12 protein-coding genes are annotated in these 17,603 nt (G+C 67.2%); 7 read left to right on the forward strand and 5 right to left on the reverse strand.

The genetic code is table 11. The annotated features are described in order from the left end of the window. The first annotated feature begins 65 nt into the window (after positions 1–65). Positions 66–530: a tetratricopeptide repeat protein gene (locus QLH51_RS12275; RefSeq protein WP_125659773.1), complete on the forward strand. Its 465-nt coding sequence runs from the start codon at positions 66–68 to the stop codon at positions 528–530. A gap of 32 nt (positions 531–562) precedes the next feature. Here the strand turns inward: QLH51_RS12275 and QLH51_RS12280 are convergent, their stop codons facing one another. Continuing rightward, positions 563–1,273, reverse strand: coding sequence for a glycine-rich domain-containing protein (locus QLH51_RS12280; RefSeq protein WP_241217955.1), 711 nt, complete (start codon positions 1,271–1,273; stop codon positions 563–565). Positions 1,274–1,564: 291 nt separating this feature from the next. Between QLH51_RS12280 and QLH51_RS12285 the strand changes: the two genes are divergently transcribed. Next, positions 1,565–4,597: a glycoside hydrolase family 2 protein gene (locus tag QLH51_RS12285; RefSeq protein WP_206429136.1), complete on the forward strand. Its 3,033-nt coding sequence runs from the start codon at positions 1,565–1,567 to the stop codon at positions 4,595–4,597. Further along, entirely contained in the window at positions 4,584–7,385 is a 2,802-nt protein-coding gene (locus QLH51_RS12290) for a glycosyl hydrolase 115 family protein (RefSeq protein ID WP_206429135.1), read from the forward strand. Before QLH51_RS12285 ends, QLH51_RS12290 begins: the two co-directional genes overlap by 14 nt. A gap of 55 nt (positions 7,386–7,440) precedes the next feature. On the opposite strand, the gene QLH51_RS12295 is transcribed toward QLH51_RS12290, so the two are convergent. The 3 genes from QLH51_RS12295 to QLH51_RS12305 all read right to left on the reverse strand — a co-directional run bounded on the left by QLH51_RS12295 (position 7,441) and on the right by QLH51_RS12305 (position 10,660). After that, complete coding sequence (locus QLH51_RS12295; RefSeq protein ID WP_336620699.1) at positions 7,441–8,472, reverse strand: ROK family protein; 1,032 nt, start codon at positions 8,470–8,472, stop codon at positions 7,441–7,443. A 134-nt stretch (positions 8,473–8,606) separates the two neighbouring features. After that, complete coding sequence (locus QLH51_RS12300; RefSeq protein WP_125659763.1) at positions 8,607–9,749, reverse strand: hypothetical protein; 1,143 nt, start codon at positions 9,747–9,749, stop codon at positions 8,607–8,609. A gap of 11 nt (positions 9,750–9,760) precedes the next feature. Beyond that, positions 9,761–10,660, reverse strand: a complete 900-nt coding sequence (locus QLH51_RS12305; RefSeq protein ID WP_125659761.1) for a DUF6528 family protein — start codon at positions 10,658–10,660, stop codon at positions 9,761–9,763. 113 nt (positions 10,661–10,773) lie between these two features. On the opposite strand from QLH51_RS12305, the gene QLH51_RS12310 reads away from it, so the two are divergent. The 3 genes from QLH51_RS12310 to QLH51_RS12320 are packed head-to-tail and all read left to right on the forward strand — an operon-like array spanning position 10,774 to position 14,406. Further along, positions 10,774–13,440 carry a TonB-dependent receptor gene (locus QLH51_RS12310; protein ID WP_125659758.1) on the forward strand — a complete coding sequence of 889 codons (2,667 nt, stop codon included), beginning with the start codon at positions 10,774–10,776 and terminating at the stop codon, positions 13,438–13,440. Further along, a complete protein-coding gene (locus tag QLH51_RS12315; protein ID WP_125659755.1) occupies positions 13,440–14,195 on the forward strand; it encodes an acid phosphatase in 756 nt (251 codons plus the stop codon). The genes QLH51_RS12310 and QLH51_RS12315 overlap by 1 nt, the downstream gene beginning before the upstream one ends. A gap of 34 nt (positions 14,196–14,229) precedes the next feature. After that, on the forward strand, positions 14,230–14,406 hold the full coding sequence (locus tag QLH51_RS12320) for a hypothetical protein (RefSeq protein WP_164516183.1): 177 nt from the start codon (positions 14,230–14,232) through the stop codon (positions 14,404–14,406). 98 nt (positions 14,407–14,504) lie between these two features. On the opposite strand, the gene QLH51_RS12325 is transcribed toward QLH51_RS12320, so the two are convergent. Continuing rightward, positions 14,505–17,354 (reverse strand): TonB-dependent receptor, encoded by a 2,850-nt coding sequence (locus QLH51_RS12325; protein ID WP_206429134.1) that lies wholly within the window; start codon positions 17,352–17,354, stop codon positions 14,505–14,507. A 12-nt stretch (positions 17,355–17,366) separates the two neighbouring features. On the opposite strand from QLH51_RS12325, the gene QLH51_RS12330 reads away from it, so the two are divergent. After that, on the forward strand, positions 17,367–17,591 hold the full coding sequence (locus QLH51_RS12330) for a hypothetical protein (RefSeq protein WP_125659752.1): 225 nt from the start codon (positions 17,367–17,369) through the stop codon (positions 17,589–17,591). Positions 17,592–17,603 lie beyond the last annotated feature (12 nt).

A 17,603-nucleotide genomic window follows, 5' to 3' on the forward strand; every position in this document is an offset into this window, starting at 1 on the left:
CGCCGCGACTTGTTGTGTTGCGGCCGCCCCCCCCTGATGCGGCCGCACCACAACAAGTCGCGGCGATGCCGACCGAAGACATGGTGGTTACCGGTGCCCGGCTCGTGCAACCGCGCGAACCGGTCCGGAACGACTGGACCCGGTGTACCGTCGCCGATCCGCGACGCACGCTGGCCGAATGCCGCGCCCGGTTCGGGCTGGCGGCACCGGGGGCCAAGGGGCGGGCGGAAGCGCTGACCGGCGACGCGGTGCTGCGCGCATGGCAAGGCGATCGTGCCGGTGCGCTGGCCACGCTCGACCGTGCGATTGGCGTCGAGCCGACCGCCGACGCGCTGGTCAACCGCGCGCTGCTGCGGATGGAGGCCGGCGACGATGCAGGCGCTCTCGCCGATCTCGACCGCGCGGTGCGGCGCAGCCCGCGCGACGCCCGCGGCTATCATTATCGCGGCATCGTACAGGCCCGGCTCGGCAAACCCGAACGAGCCGCCTCCGACGCCCGCCGGGCCGCAGCGCTCGGAAAGACGCGATAGGGCGGACCGGACGCGTTCTCCGGGGTGTTCGCTCAACTGCAGCCACCCCCGCACCCGCCATCGCCACCGTCCGATCCGTCGATCCCGCCGAAATCCCCTTCGAACCCGTCCCAGCCACCGCGGCGAAGGCGACCGAACAATTGGCACAGCGCGACGATCGCGATGACGGCCAGCATCACGGCGACCGCCCAATGCTGTCCCGCGACGACCATCACCGCCATCACGCCGGCCCCGAGCGCCGTCCATCTCGCCCCGGCCGGAGCGGGCGGCTGCTCCAGATCGATGCGGACGAACCGTCCGGCGAAGCGCTCGGCGGGGTCGGGCCAGATGTCGGCGGGGGGCGATTCGCCAAAGGTGGCGCGATAATGGTCGAGGGTGAAAGCATAGCGGTCGCGATACCGTTCGCGCTGCTCGGGACCGCCGCTGGTCGGTTCGTGGTGGATGTCGCGCCCGACGATGTCACGGCACAGGCCGTGCCAATAATCGCGGGTATAGGCTAGGTGCAGGTGCCACGCCTGATCCACCGCGTCCGATGGGGTGAGTTGTTCGTCACCAATCGCGATCAGGGCGAGGAAGCGACGATATTCGGTCGCGACCCGTGCCGCGAAGGCTTCGCTCCAGCCGTTCTCTGCGGCCAGCCTCCCCTCGAAGCCGAGGGTTGCGTCGGTCTGGCCGATAGCCAGGGTTTCGATCCTCCCGATGAGGATCCTTCGCGCCGGATGCGCGGAGCATTTCGTTTCCATGTCCCATTAATATGATGGGATAATGTTGCGATATGATGACGCCTGCGAAAGCCTTCCGGAGTTTGATCCATCCCTGCTGAAACGGGCGTCATCCCGGCGAAGGCCGGGATCTCCCGGTAGTAGCGCGCAGCAGGAGCCGATGGAGACACCAGCCTTCGCCGGGGTGACGTTCCAGCCGGACGGATCAAACCCTGACAATCGATTTTGGCTGACGAATATGCCGATTTCGCCTTGCTTCAAGCAGCCCATATTCACATCATGGACGCATATACCATGATATGGGAATGTCGGATGCGATCATTGTTTGCAGCGTCCATTACCGCATTGGCACTGGCGACGTCCGCGTCGGCACATGACGCCTCCAGCGTCGTCCGATCGTTGCGCGCGACCTATAATCTCAATGCGGAATGGCTGACGACGACGGGGGACCCGGCCGGCGCGCAGGCGGCGATCTTCGACGATCGACGCTGGAGCCGCGCGACGCTGCCGCACGCGTTCAACGAGCGCGAAGCATTCGCGCGGGACATCAAGGACCTGTCGACAGCGATCAACTGGTATCGCAAGCGTATCACGCTTCCCGTACGCGCCGAACAGGGCAAGGCGTTCCTCGAATTCGAAGGCGTCCGGCAGGCCGCCCAGGTCTGGATCAACGGCAACCCGGTCGCCCTGTCGGAACATGGCGCGATGGCGTTCGGCGCGGACATCACCGCAGCGCTCAAGCCCGGCGAGAATGTGATCGCCGTGCGGGTCGACAACGACTGGCGATACAAGGAACGCGCGACCGGAAGCGGCTTCCAGTGGAACGACCGCAACTTCAACGTGAACTATGGCGGGATCACGAAGAACGTCCGGCTGCACCTGACCCCGCGAACCTATCAGACGCTGCCGCTCTATTCGACGCTTGGCACAACCGGGCAATATGTCTGGGCCGACGGCTTCGACATCGCGGCGCGCACCGCCACGATCCATGCCGAGACGCAGGTCCGCAACGAGGAGAACCGCCCCCGCACGATCGGTTACCGGGTCGAGGTGCGCGACGCGGCCGGACGCGTCGTCGCGCGGGTCGATGGCGGCAGCGCGACACTGGCGCCCGGCGAAACCCGGACGCTGACCGCCGCGCGGCGGCTGACAGGCCTGAACTTCTGGAGCTGGGGCTATGGCTATCTCTACCGCGTCACCACCAGCCTGACCGAAGCGGGCAAGGTGATCGACGCGGTCGATACGCTGACCGGGTTCCGCTCGACCGGATTTGGCGACGGCATGATCCGGTTGAACGGACGGGTGATGCAGGTCCATGGCTATGCCCAGCGGACCTCGAACGAATGGCCGGCGGTCGGCGTTTCGATTCCGCCATGGATCAGCGATTTCTCCAATGCGCTGATGGTGGAGAGCGGCGGCAATCTGGTCCGCTGGATGCACATCACCCCGTCGAAGCAGGATATCGAAAGTGCCGACCGCGTCGGCCTACCGCAGGCGATGCCGGCTGGCGACGCCGAGCATGACGTGGAGGGTCGCCGCTGGGACCAGCGCAAGGAACTGATGCGCGACGCGATCCTCTACAATCGCAACAACCCGTCGATCCTGTTCTACGAAAGCGGCAACGAGAGCATCAGCGAACCGCACATGGCGGAGATGAAGGCCATCCGCGACGCGCACGACCCGCATGGCGGCCGGGCGATCGGATCGCGCGAGATGCTCGACAGCGGGACCGCCGAATATGGCGGCGAGATGCTGTACCTGAACAAGAGCGCGAAGCATCCGATGTGGGCGATGGAATATAGCCGCGACGAGGGTGCGCGACTGTATCAGGACGAACATACCGCCCCGTTCCACAAGGATTCCCCGGACTATAACCGCAACCAAGACAGTCACGCGATCGAGGATGTCCGCCGGTGGTACGACTATTACCGCATCCGGCCCGGCACCGGGCGACGGGTCAGTTCGGGCGGGGTCAACATCATCTGGTCCGACAGCAACACCCATTATCGCGGCGACAACAATTATCGCCGGTCGGGTGAAGTCGATGCGGTACGCCTGCCCAAACAGGGCTATTACGCGCATCGGGTGATGTGGAACGGCTGGGTCGATCCCGAGAAGCCGGCCACGCACATCATCGGGCACTGGAACTACGCGCCGGACACCCGCAAGCCGGTCAGCGTGGTATCGAATGGCGCTACGGTCGAACTGTTCCTCAACGGCCGGTCGCTCGGGGTGGGCAGGCGCTCCAGCGGGTTCCTGTTCGAATGGCAGGCGGTGCCGTGGCAGGCGGGCGAACTGCGCGCCGTGGCGACCGGAACCGACGGCCGCCGGTCGGAGCATGTCGTCCAGACCGTCGGCACACCGGTCGCGCTCAAGCTCACCCCACGCACGGGCCCGCGCGGGTTCGTGATGGACGGCGCGGACATCGCGCTGGTCGATGTCGAGGTCGTCGACGCGCAGGGGCGCCGCGTGCCGACCGCGAACGACAAGGTCGCCTTCACGCTAGGCGGTCCCGCCGAATGGCGCGGTGGCATCGCGCAGGGCGACAGCACCGGCAAGACGCGCCCGACGCAGGCGGTGCAGGGCGAGGTCGTACCGGGAACCACGCCGACGGCCGGGACCGCGCGCAGCGAGGACAACTACATCCTGTCGCGCACGCTGCCGGTCGAGGGCGGTGTGAACCGCGTGCTGTTGCGGGCCGGACAGGCGCGTGGCACCGTCCGGCTGACGGCAAGCGCGCCTGGGTTGAAGACGGCGACGCTGGCCATCCCGACGGTCGCCGCCGGGCCGGTGTCGGGTGGACTGTCGCGCGACTTTGCCGAGGCGGCACAGCCGGGGCTGTTGACGCGCGGACCGACCCCGGCCGGGGGCTCGCTCAAGATCACCCGGTCGACGCAGGTGCCGGTCGCCGTCACCGCCGGATCGAATCAGGGCGATGCGGCGAGGACGTTCGACGACAACGAACTGTCGCGCTGGGTGAGCGACGGCACGCCGGGCAAGGCATGGATCGAGTATCGCTTCGCCCGGCCGGTGACGTTGAACGAGATCGAGCTGAAGCTGGTCGGATGGCGATCGCGCGCCTATCCGCTCGCGATCCATGTCGACGGCCGCGAGGTGTGGCGCGGCGAGACCGAGCGGCAGCTGGGCTATGCGGCGATCCCCTTCCCCGCCGCCACCGGGCAAGTGGTGCGGATCACGCAGGTCGGGCCGACCGGGGATCGCGACGCGTTCGGCAGGATCGTCGAACTGGCGACCGCGCGGCAGGCGGGCGATACCGGGGCCGATGCGGTGCCCGCCGGGTGGCGACTGGCGATCGTCGAGGCCGATTTTCATGGGCCGCGGTGACGGCATGTGGCGCTGGCTGGGTGCCGTCGCTGCGCTGGCGGTGCCGGCGGCGGCGGGCGCGCAGGATGCGGTGCTGTTCGACGGGCGGACGGTCGCCGGGATCGTCCATGACGGTTCCTCTTCCGCCGGACTCGCGGGTGCCCTGCTCGCCCGCGACCTCCGGCAACTGACCGGTCGCACGACGGTCGTCGCGGACGATGTCTCCTCCTGCGCCCGACTGTGCGTGGTGATCGGGACGCTGGATTCGGCGCTGGTCCGCGCGGTCGTGGCGGATGCCGGCATCGACCTTTCGGCACTGGACGGGACGTGGGAACGCTATGGGCGGATGCTGGTCCGATCGAGGCGTCATCCGTCGCGGCGCTATCTGCTGATCGCCGGATCGGACCGCCGGGGAAGCGTGTGGGGCGTCGTCGACCTGACGCGCGAGCTGGGCGTGTCGGCATGGGAATGGTGGGCGGACGTGACGCCGCGCCGGGTCGACCGGTTGCGGGTCGATGGCGCGCTGCGACTGTCGGCCTCGCCATCGGTCCAGTATCGCGGCATCTTCCTGAACGACGAGGATTGGGGGCTGCAACCCTGGGCGGCGAAGACGTTCGAGCCGCAGGTCGGCGATATCGGGCCCGGAACCTATGCGCGCATCTTCGAACTGATGTGGCGGCTGAAGGCCAATCTGATCTGGCCGGCGATGCACGACAGCACCACGCCCTTCTACCAGATACCCGGCAACGCGGCGGCGGCGCGCGCCCATGACATCGTCGTCGGCACGTCGCATGCCGAACCGATGCTACGCAACAACGTCCGCGAATGGGATGAGCGGGTGCGCGGCCCGTTCAACTTCTTCACCAATCGCGCCGGGATGATCGATTACTGGCGCGAGCGGGTCGAGGCCGTGAAGGACGGCGAACACCTCTATTCGATCGGCCTGCGCGGCAAGCATGACTCGGCGATGGAAGGCGCCGACACCCCCGAACAGGCGCGCGACGCGACGGCGCAGGCGATCGCGGTCCAGCGCGACCTGCTGGCAAGGGCGCAAGGCCGACCGGCGGCGCAGGTGCCGCAGGCGCTGACGCTGTACAAGGAAGTCCTCGACACCTATGGCGCCGGGCTGACGGTGCCGGACGACGTGACGCTGGTGTGGCCCGACAACAATTACGGCTATATCGCGCAGCTGCCGACCCCGGCCGAACAGGCGCGGCGCGGCGGGTCGGGGGTCTATTACCACCTGTCCTACTGGGGGCGGCCGCACGACTATCTGTGGCTGGCGACGACGCACCCGGCGCTGGTCCGCGAACAGATGGACCGCGCGTGGCAATCGCAGGCCCGCAAGCTGTGGGTAGTGAATGTCGGCGATATCAAGCCGGGTGAATATCTGACCCAATACTTCCTCGATCTCGCGTTCGACCATCGCACCTTCGCGCAGGCGCCGCGCACCCATATGCGTGACTGGGCGGCGCGGCAGTTCGGTGACGGCGTTGCGGACCGGATCGCCGGATTGATGCTCGGCTATTACGATCTCGCCTTCGAACGACGACCCGAGTTCATGGGGTTCAGCCAGGTCGAACCGGTCACGCCGGTCCGCACCAGCGAGTATCTGCGCAGCGGCGGGGACGAAGCCGAGCGGCGGCTCGATCGCCACGCAGCGCTGGTGACCGAGGCGGAAGCGATCGGAGCCACGCTGCCCGCCGACCGGCGCGACGCATTCTTCCAGCTCATACTCTATCCGGTGCGCGGCGCGGCGAGCCTGAACGAGCGCATCCTGAAACTCGATCTGGCGCAGGAACATGCCAAGGCGCTGCGCGCACCGATCGTGCCGGGCAGTTCGTCGGAAGCGATCAATCGCGTGGGCAACGTCGTGCGCGCGGACATGAACGCTTTATCCGAACAGGCCCGCATCGCCCAGCAACGCATCGTCGACGATACCGCGACCTACAACGCGCTGAACGACGGCAAATGGCGGGGAATGATGAACGCCGCGCCGCGCAACCTTCCAGTATTCCGTACCCCTGCCTTCGCGCACGTCCCCCTGCCGCGACAGGATGCCTGCGGAATAGACGGCGGCGATCTGGCGTATGTGGCGGGTGAGGCAAGGACGCGGGGCTTCACCCTCTATTCGGGCGGGACGGATGCCGCATGGTCGCTGGCGCCGCCACGGGGCTTCGTGGCTTCTGCCACGCGCGGCAGCCTGCACGCCGGCAACGGCTATCGGACCCGGATAGCGCTGAGCCATGACGGAAGCGGTTCGAGCGGAATGCGCGTGACCTGCGGCGGCAGGACGCTGGACATCCCGATCCGTATCGTCACGCCGGCAAACGGCGAACCACCGATCATCAACCGGATCATCACCCTGTCGCCGGCAAGCGCGACCAGTCCCGATTGGGAAGGCGTGCCCGGGTTCGCGGGAATGCTGCGCAGTCGCCTGACCCTTTCGTCCGGGAACACGGCGACATCGCCGCTCACCTATCGCTTCGACACCGACGCGCGGGGAAATGCCGACATCCGCGTCGTGCTGTCGCCGACCCATCCCCTGACCGCGTCGCACGACCTGCGCCTGCGACTGCGCGTCGATGGCGGCGCGCTTCAGACGCTCGACTATGCGACGTTCGGGCGCAGCGACGAATGGAAGCGCAACATGCTGAGCAACACGGCGGTTCGCTCGGTTACCTTGCCGCAGTTCCCGGCCGGTCGCCACACGCTCGAACTGTTCGCCGCCTCCCCCGGCCTGCTGCTCGATCGGATCGAGGTCCGCCTGGATGGAGCACCGCAGGAATACGGGGCGCCGCTTCGATAGTCCTGCGCGGGAGGTCCGGGACGGATGCGGCCGGTGCCCGCCTGCACGAGAACTATCATTCCGCGCTGCCGTCGCGATCGAAGAAGGCCGCCCGCAGGGGAAGCGTCGCGGCACCGATCGCCGTCGCATCGCCGCCCATTGCCGAACCGACGATCCGTGGCGCGGGCCGGTGAAAGCCGCGGCGCTCGGGATTGGTGAACGCGATGCGTTCGACGATGCGCTGCGCCAGTGCAGGCGGCATCCGGCCCCCCAGCACGATCATTTCCGGATCGAGCGTTGCCGAGATCGCCGACGCGACGAGGTTGAGCGACGGCGTCACGGTGTCCAGCCAGCGACCGACCGCAGGATGATCCGCGTCGAAGGCATCGAGCATCGCCTGAATGTCGGCAAATGCCAGCCCGGTTTCGACGAAACTGCGGCGCAGGGTTTCGAGGTTGGGCTGCGGCCAGTCGGTGGGCAGGATCGAGGCGAACTCGCCGGCATTGCCGTGACGACCGCGCAGCGACCGGCCGGCCGCGACGACGCCGCCTCCGAAACCGGCGGAGAAGTACAGGTAGGCGAAGTCCCTGGTGGTCCGGCCATGACCCAGCATGTCTTCGCCGATCGCGGCGACATTGCCGTCATTGTCGACCCAGACCCTGGCATCGAACGCGTCGGCGAGGATCGTGTCCAGCGGCACCAATGCCCATGCGTCGAGCAGTTGCGGCGGATTCAGCCGGGCCCCGTCACCGATGAAATACCCGGTGACGCCGACCCCGATGCCCACCAGCGCGGCGCGATCCCATCCCGCCTCCGCCACGGCGCCGTCGATGAGGCGCGCGATCTGGCGGCAGGCCGGCACGATCGCCGTGTCCTCCAGCCGTTCGGTATGCATGGCGGCGATCGTACCGGCGAGGTCGAGCAGTACCAGCGACACCGCATCGGTCATGACCGACAGGCCGACGGAAAAGGCGGCGCTGCCGATCAGGTGAAGCGCGGTACTTGGCTTGCCCCGGCCCTGTGCGACGGGCGCGGCTTCCGCGATCAGCCCGCGCGAAAGGAGCGGCTCGACCAGCCGCGTGATCGAATGCGGTGCAAGTCCCGTCAATCGCGCAAGATCCGCCCGGCTTGCCGGACCGTGGCGGGAAAGCAGGTCGAGCAATACCCGTTCGTTCGCGGTCGCAGTCCGCCTGCCGTCTTCCCGCAGGAACCGTGAGGGAAATTCGCCTGCGCTGATGCCGTTCATGCTGCATGAAGGTCGCGGCGGGGACGGCATGTCAAGCACAGGACGGCAGCGACGATGCAGGCCGATGCGATGCCGCTGGCGAAAAGCCGAAAGCCATGCGCCGTGAACATCGGCAAACCCCCGAGGCCGCCGGCGAGCGCGAGGCCCGCCGCCCCGAGGGCAAGTTTGGATGCCATGGTGTAGAAGCCGTAGTCGCGGGCGTCCCGAGCCAGCATGGATAGCAGCGCCCAGCCCACCAGATTGGACAGGCCCATCGCGACGCCGAGCAACAGGGGCGCAGCAGATTGCGCTTCCGGCACGATGAAGAGGACCGGCACCACCGCCGATACGGCATAGATCGCTGCGAGAAGGGTCAGTCCCTGACGGGTAGAGGACATGGGCAACGGAACGAACGCCGATGCGGTTCGCCCCACGATCAGGATGACGAGCATCGACACGCCCTGCATCGGCGCCGGCATATCGGAAAAATGGAGCATCGCCTTGCCCAGTGCGCCCAGCGCCACGATGCCGATCACGCTGGCGAACAGGAACGTCGCCGGCAGGCCCGGCCGGAATCCGGATCTGGGCGACCTTCCTTCGGGAGCGAGCGGGAAGAGCGTCAGCAACGGCACCATGGCGAGGCCCAGCAGCGTCGCGGCCGCGCCGATCCCCCACAGCATCGGGCCGATGCCGATGTCGCCGATGAGACCGATGCAGCCTGCCGCAACGATGGATGCGATACCGGTGCCGAGGGTCCGGCCACGCGACAACGCCGTGGCACGCGCCGGATCATCCGCCAGCCGGCCCATCAACGCATTGTGCGGAACGTCGCAGCCGGCGTAGGCGATCCGGAACAGCAATGCCGCGACCAGCACCATACCGGCGCCGAGCGGAGCCGACAGCATCGTCAAGGGGAAGGCGACGCCAGCCACGCACAGCGCGCCTGCGGCCAACGGCGCGGCGTCCCGCGGTCGTCGCGTCAGCCACGCGCCGACCGCGAGATCGGCCAGCGCGCTGGCGGTCAGTCCGGCAAGGAACAGCGCTCCGGCCAGCGCCGGAGCCATGCCGTAGCGGCTGACGAGGATGTACAGGGTCAGCAGGTCGCCCGCCGCCCACAAGAGGCTCTTGCCGGTGTGGGCGATGCAATAGACCACCAACACCTGCCGCCACCTCAGTCGATCCAGCGGACCTTGTAGAGATGCATTCCCTCCACCGGCACCCGCACCGGATCGCTGCCGTCCGCGCGTGCGATCGTGAACCCCTTCGCCCACCAGCTCTCCTCCGCCTGCACCCATGCGAGACGGCCCTTGTTGCCATCGCCCGTGAAGCTGACCGCCTTGACGCGCAGTTTGGGGTTGAGCGTCGGCAGCGCGGCGAACGTGCCCTTGCCCGGATCGAAGGTCCATACGCCGTCGTCGGTCGTCACCAGATAATTGCCGCCGGAGCGGTACGAAAGGTCATGTCCGTCGCGGCGCCCCGGCAGCGTCCAGCGCGCGGCCTCCACCAGCGCCGGCGCGGCAGCGGTGCCGCCGATGCGGTAAGCCTGGATCAGATCGTGCGACAGAACGAACAGGCGGCGGCGTCTCGCGTCCCACACGGCGCCGTGACCCGATGGCAACGGCATATGGAGGAGCGGAGCCTCGCTTCGACGCCGGTCGTAGAGTTCGAGCCGGTCGCCGTCGCGATGGATCGAAAGGGCGACGGCGATCAGGCCGTGGGGCAACGCATCGGCGGAATGCGCCATCGGCGCGGTCGCGCGGAACGAAACCCGACCGGTCGCGCGGTTGACCAGTGCGACCCCACCGGTCGAAGCCGTGACGAGGATCGACCGCCCCCCGTCGACCGGCTTGCAGTCGTCGATCTTGGACAGCAGCGTTCGTCGATACCCGTCGGGCAGGTCCGCCGCATCCGCGGCACTCCACCGCCAGACCTCGCGCGCGACGCCCGTGTCCGAGACCTCGTACTCGCGAACCTGATCGTCGCCACAGGCATATAGCCGGTCGGCGGCCCATGCCGGGCACGCACCGGCAGCCGCTACGGCGATCCCGAATCTCAACGTCCAGCCTGGCATCGGCCCCTCCTGATTTGTTGACCACGATCTTTCTACTCGACCGTCATCGTTATGTCACCTATAGTTATTAAATGAGACCGCACGTCGATGCTGTCCGAACAGGGGGGACTGTCATGAAGCTGTTCACGATCCACCGCGGCCTGTTGCTGCTTTCCACGTCCCTGCCGCTCGGCGCGCATGCGCAGGAGGCGCCGCCCGCCCCGCCGCAGCCCGAAGCGGAGATCGTCGTCACCGGCGCCCGGCTTCAGGCGGTACGCGAGATCGAGGCGAAGCGCGCAATTCCCGTGATATCCGACAGCATCAGTTCGGACGAGATCGGGACGTTGCCGGACTTCGGCCTGGGCGAGGCGCTGACCCGCGTCCCCGGCGTGTCCACCATCCAGAACAATGCGCGCGGCGAGGCGCAATTCCTGTCGATCCGCGGCTTGAACGCCGACTACAACCTCGTCCAGATCGACGGCGTCACCCTGCCCGCCAATGAAATCGGGCGGCGCAACGTGTCGATGGACGTCATTCCATCGTCGCTGGCGAGCAGGGTCGAAGTCTACAAGTCCGTGACCGCGGCGATGAATGGCAACGCGATCGGCGGAACGGCCAACCTGCGGACGCGCAGCGCCTTTGACGGCAAGGGGCGCAGCTTCTTCGGCGGGCGGTTCGACATAGGTCAGTGGGACTTCGAGCGTACCCGTGGCAACCGCGGCCCATCGGGGCAGGCGGAACTGATCGCGTCGACCACCTTCGGTCCCGATCGCAAATTCGGCGTCGTCGTGTCGGGCAGCTACTTCCGTCGCGACTCCGCCTCGCTCAATTCGGCCACCGACAACTATCTCTATTTCGATCCCGCGACGGGCGCCCGCCTGACGTCGCCGACCAACGACGTGTCGAACGCCCTCGTCGCCCCGGATCGCCGCCGCTGGCTCCATTACGACAACGTCCGCGAGCGCTACGGCATGTTCGGCAAGCTGGAATTCGACGACCACGAGCGGTTCAAGGCGGCGCTGACGCTGGCCGATTTCCGGCACACCAATGACGAGGAGCGTCAATCGAACCTCGTCACGGCGAACACCGCAGTCACCGCCGCGACCAACCGCTTCACCAACTTCACCAATGTGACGGCGGGCGGCGGCAGCGTCGGCAATGCGTCGGCGCAGGTCGATCTGGCGGAATATGACCAGACCCGTCGCATGCGATATGCCGATTTCTACGGCCAGCTGACCCCGACCGACCGCATCCACGCCGATTTCGGCCTCAACTACGCCATCGCCACCTACCGGCAGGATGCCAACTTCGCGACCTATCGCATCGCGAACACGCCGAACCTCGCCTATCGGTACGAGATAACGCCCGGCCGGTTCACCTATTTCGACTTCGCCAATCCCGCCATCGTGAGCACAGCTGCGAATTACCGCCAGTTCGAATATGGCACCAACAGCGACGACAATCGCGAGAATGCGCTGACCGCACGCGCCAACATCGGCGTCAACATGCAGGGCGACGATCGCGGTTTCGGCATGGCGGCCGGAGCCTATGCCCGTTTCCTCGATCGACGCTACGACTTCGCGATCGACAACTATCGCAACACCGCCGCCTCGACGCTGCTGCTTGCGCCGGCACTCGCGGGCGAGAGGTATGCGCCCTATAACGGCCGCGGTTACCGCATGCTGTTCGTCGATCCCGATGCGGCGCAACGCGTGTTCGACGCCAATCGCGGCAGCTTTGCCCCCAACACGGCCAATGCGGGGGGTAACCTGCAGCAGGATTACCGGCTGACCGAGGACATCGCCGCCGCCTATCTGATGGCGCGCTATGCGACCGACACGGTGCGGCTGACCGCCGGCCTGCGTTTCGAAGGCACGACGCTGACCACCGCATCGAACAGTCTGCGGGGCGGCGTGTATACCCCCGGTCAACAGGGACAAAGCTACAGCGACTGGCTGCCCTCCGCACAGGCAGACTGGGACGTGACCGGGCGGCTGCGGCTGCGCGCGGCATTCAGTCGCACGCTCGGCCGCCCCAACTATGACGACCTGGCGGCGCGCGAGGCCGTGAACGTCAACAGTTCGACCGGCGCGATCAGCGTTACGTCGGGCAATCCGTCGCTGAACCCGCGCCGGGCGGACAATTACGACATCAGCCTCGAATATTACGTCAACAGGGACATCCTGTTCTCGGCGGCGGCATTCGCCAAGCGCATCGACGATGAGATCGTGACCGTTCGCAACCAGGCGACCGAACTGTTCGACGGCCAGCAGCAGCTCGTCACGCGCATCCGCCCGGTGAACGCCGGTCGTGCGACCGTGAAGGGCGTCGAGCTGAACGCGGTCGTCGCCAGGATGCGGTTCCTGCCCGGCCCGCTCGACGGGCTCGGCTTCTCCGCCAACCTGACGCTGCTCGACCCGACCCCGCCCGAGGTGACGCTGGCCGACAACGTCACGCGCCGACGCCTGTCCGGCCTGTTCGAAAGCGCGAACACCGTCGCCAACGTCAAGCTGTTCTACAATACCGGGCCGCTGATGGTGCAGGGCGCGTGGAACCGGCTGTCGCCGATCCTCTATTCGGTGTCGACCGCCGACCCGTTGCAGGATCGCCGCTATGCCACCAGCGATCTGTTCGATGCGCAGATCCGGCTCAAGCTCGACCGGCACTGGACGATCGTGGCGCAGGGCCGAAACCTGACCAATTTCCGGCCGCAGCGCATGTTCGGTCCCGATTTCGGCCTGTTGCGCGAGGAGATCGACAACGGCCGGGCCTTCTACATCGGCGCGCTGGTCCGGTACTGATGCGGGCCGCAGGCATTATCGCGCTGGCGCTGGCATCGACGGTCGCCATCGCGCCCGCAGCGGCGCAACGGTATCTGTCGGGACCGGGGGTCGCGCTCACCGGCGTGTTGCCTCCCCCGCCCTCCACCGGGTCGATCGAGGACGAGGCGGATCGCGCCGCGTTCCGCTCGACACGGGCACAGGAAGGCTCGCCCCGGTGGAACCAGGCGATCGGCGACGTCGACGAGACGATACCGGCGATGCTTGCCGATTTCTCGCCCGCCGCCGGTCGCCCCTTGTCGGTACGGACGACACCGGCACTGGCCCGCCTGCTGACGCGGATGCGGGGTGACGTGGCGGCGGCGGTCAACGCGGTGAAGCCGCGATACGCCCGCCGGCGGCCGTTCCTGATCGATCCCGGACCGGTATGCCAGCCGCGCGCCGCGCTGGAACATAGCTTTGACTTTCCGTCCGGCCATACCAGCTGGGGAACGAGCGTCGCGCTCGTCATCGCAGAACTCATACCCGATCGCGCCAGCCATATCCTCGAACGCGGCCGGGAATATGGCGACAGCCGCGTCATCTGCGGCGCCCACAATGCCAGCGCGGTGGCTGCGGGCAGGCAGGCGGCGGCTGCGATCGTCGCACGGCTCCACGGGGATCCCCATTTCCGCGCCGACCTCGATCTGGCGCGGGAAGAACTGGCGCGGGCCTTTCGCGTCGTGGCACGCCGGCGTATCGGTTCGGCACTGGCCGGCAAGGAACCCCGATCATGACGCGTAGCGCGAAAGCCCCTAGGGCGACCGATCGATGATCGCGATCGGCTGCCTGCTGCTGGTGGTCCTGCCGATCATCGGCCTCGTCCTTGGCGGCTTGCTCGCCGGGCCGGTGGCGGCGCGTTGGGGAGCGGCGATCGGGTTGGGCATCGCGCTGCTGGTTTGCGGCATTACCGGCTACGCCTTCGCCGGGATGCGGCGAGGTCAATAGTCCCCCAGCCGTCCTGCCGACGCCGATGTCGCAAAGAAAAAAGGCCGCCCCGAAGGGCGGCCGAGTGGGCGTAGCGGGGAGAGCCCCTACGCGGTACCTCAGAAAGCGTAGCGCGCGCCGACCAGTATCTGCCGTCCGCTATGGGTGCGCACGTTCAGCCGGTTGCTTTCGTCCACGAACTGGTCGTTGAACGTATCGGTGATGTTGATCGCCTCGAGGCTCAGCTTGAACGCGTCGGTGACGTTGTAGGAAAGCTGGGCGTCGAAGTTGGTGGTGGCGCTGGTGCCGTTGTAGCTGTTGCCTTCGGTCCCCGGCACCGCGGTCAGATAGCGTGAGCGATAGGCGACCGAGCCACGAACCGAGAAGCGCGGCGTCTCGAAATACAGCGTGCCGTTGGCGGCGTGCTTCGACAGGCCGATCAGCGGCTGGGTGACGCTGCCGGTGCCGGTCAGGTAGCTGATGTTCGAATCGACATAGGTATAGTTCGCCAGCACGCCGAAGTTGCGGAGCATGCCCGGCAGGAAGGTCAGCGGCTGCTGCACGTTGACCTCGAAGCCCTTGAGCTTGCCACCGTCCGAATTGACCGGCCGGCTGACGATGAAGACGTCGGTCGGCGATGCCGAGGTACCCGCGAGGATCGAGGCGGGCAGCCCCAGTTCGCTGAACGGCACATCGACGCTCAGCGTCTGGACGAACGTGCTGATGTCCTTGTGAAAGAACGACGCGGCGTAAAGCGCCCCGCGCGTCGGATACCATTCGATCGCCACGTCGAGATTGGTCGATTCGGTCGGCTTCAGGTCCGGGTTTCCGCTGGAGAAGCCGCGATTGCCGCCCGAGATCGAGACGTTGCCGCCGGGTGACAGCGATCCGATGCCTGCGCGCGCAATCGTCTTGGCCGCGCCGACCCGGAACAGCAGCGTGTTCGTGATGTCCCACACGATGTTGCCCGACGGCAGCCAGTTCTCGTAATCGCGCTCGGCCACCACCAAGTCGAAGGCGGTACCGCGGCTGGCATAGCCGGTCGAGCGCTGGTCGGTGCGGACATAGCGCACGCCGACGTCGCCGCGCACCGGCAGCCCGGCGTCGGCGAGGTTGAACTCGCCCATCGCCCATAACCCGGTGTCTTCCTCGCGCACCGTGGTGAACGACCCGCGTGCCGACGTCGCCTCCACGCCGCCGGTCGCGTAGAGCGGATTGGAATAGAGACCGTAGAGCTGCTCGAACGCCGCCAGATCGGGCACGATCCAGCCGCCGGGCGTGCCCGCAGGCACGTCGATCCCCTTGCCAAAGCCGTCGTACAGGCGGGTGCCCGCCGCGATCTGCGCCGGGGTCAGCGTCTGGACGACGCTCTCGCCCGAGGTGCGGCGGCGTTCGGTCGAGTCGTAGTCGAATCGCCGCCAGTCGGCACCGACCTTCAGCTTGATGCCGTCGCTCGCCTGCCATTCGAGAAAGCCCTTGGCGTTCAGGAAGCTGTTGGTGACGGTCTGCGGCCGGATGCGGACTTCCGACGTGCCGCTGGTGAAGGCGAAGGTCGCCGGGTTGGCGATGTCCACGCCCGGCCGGATGGTCGGGAACCGGGTCGAGAAATCGTAGAAGAACCCCTGCGTGTTCGCCGCGTCGAGCGTCACCGTCGTCTGGACCGGATTGCGGAAGTCGGACAGGGCATAGCCGACCACGCCGCCGACCTTCACCCGGTCGCCAATGTCCTGCGCCAGCGTGCCGGTCACCTGATAGAAATCGGTGGTCAGCTTGTCGAAGCGCGCCTGCGTGCGCAGGTCGACGTTGTCGAATGTGCCCGAAACGATGTTGTTGTCGTCATCGACCACGCCCGAGCGGATGATCGTCTGCGGCTTGCCGGTGCCCGAACGGCTGAATCCGATCGCCTGGAACTGCGATTCGGTGCGGGTGCCGTCGAGCCGCGAATACAGGCCGTCGATCGTCAGCAGCGTCGCGTCGGTCGGCTGGAACTGCAGCGACAGCGCGGCACCCAGCCGTTCCTGTTCGATGTCGTAGCTGACGAGGCCGGGAATGCGCGGGTGGAACAGTGCGGTATCGGGGTTGGTGTCGTTGATCTGTGCGATCGTCTTTCCGGCGATCGTCGAGCCGGGGGCGAAGCCGCCGTTGAACCCGCCATAGGTCCAGCGGGTGATGTTCGCCCCTTCCTCCCGCAGCTTGCGCTGTTCGTAGGCGACCGACAGCAGCACCCCGAACCGCCCGTCGGACGAGGTGGTGGTCAGCAGCGCCGAGACGCGCGGCGTCACCTTTTCCGACAGGTCGTTGTAGCTCGCCTGCGCCGACACGACGGCGGTCGCTTCCTTGAAGTCGAACGGTCGTGCGGTCTGCAGGTCGACCGTCGCGCCGAGCGACCCTTCCTCGACATCGGCGGTCGCGGTCTTGCGCACCGCGAGGCTGTTGAACAGGTCGGAGGAGAAGATGTTGAAGTCGAACCCGCGCCCCCGGTTCACGCCACCGGAATTATCGGTGCCGCCGGTGGTGCCGATCGCCTCCATCCCGTTGATCCGCACCCGGGTGTATTCGGGACCGAGGCCGCGGACCGAGATGTTGCGCCCTTCGCCGTTCACCCGGCTGATCGCGACACCGGGAATGCGTTGCAGCGATTCGGCGAGGTTCAGGTCGGGGAACTCGGCGATATCCTCCGCCTTGATCGCGTCGATTGCCGAGGTGCTGTTGCGCTTGATGTTGATCGCGCTGGTCAGGCTCTCGCGAAAGCCGGTGACGACGATCTCCGCTGCGGCGGCATCGGTGACGTCCGGCTCGACCGGGGCGGCGGGCGATTGCGGCGGAGCGGCGGTGTCGCTCTGCTGGCCCGGCGCGCGTGCCGCCTTTTCGACATTGGTTTCGGGCATGCCCTGTGCCGATGCGACCCCCGGCACGACGAGCGCGCTGGTGACGACGAGCAGATGGCGAAGATTCGTGATGCCGGCCATGGATCATCCCCTATGTTCTCCGGCCCGTTGCAAGCCGGCTCCGGCGTCTGTGGCCGGTTCATCCTGATGCTTGCCTATCCGCTGCAAACCGTCCGACGCCAATTCCGATTCCGCATCGATCATTGCGCCGATCGCACGATCCGGGAAGAACGCCCGCCCGGCACGTCGGCGATCGAGCCGAAACATGGCTGGATCATGCGCCTTTTTGGCTTGGACCCGGCCCGCGCCTGCCATTAGCGTCGAGGGACA

The organism is Sphingomonas sp. 2R-10, from assembly GCF_030062225.1.
In the GTDB taxonomy this organism is placed as follows: domain Bacteria; phylum Pseudomonadota; class Alphaproteobacteria; order Sphingomonadales; family Sphingomonadaceae; genus Sphingomonas.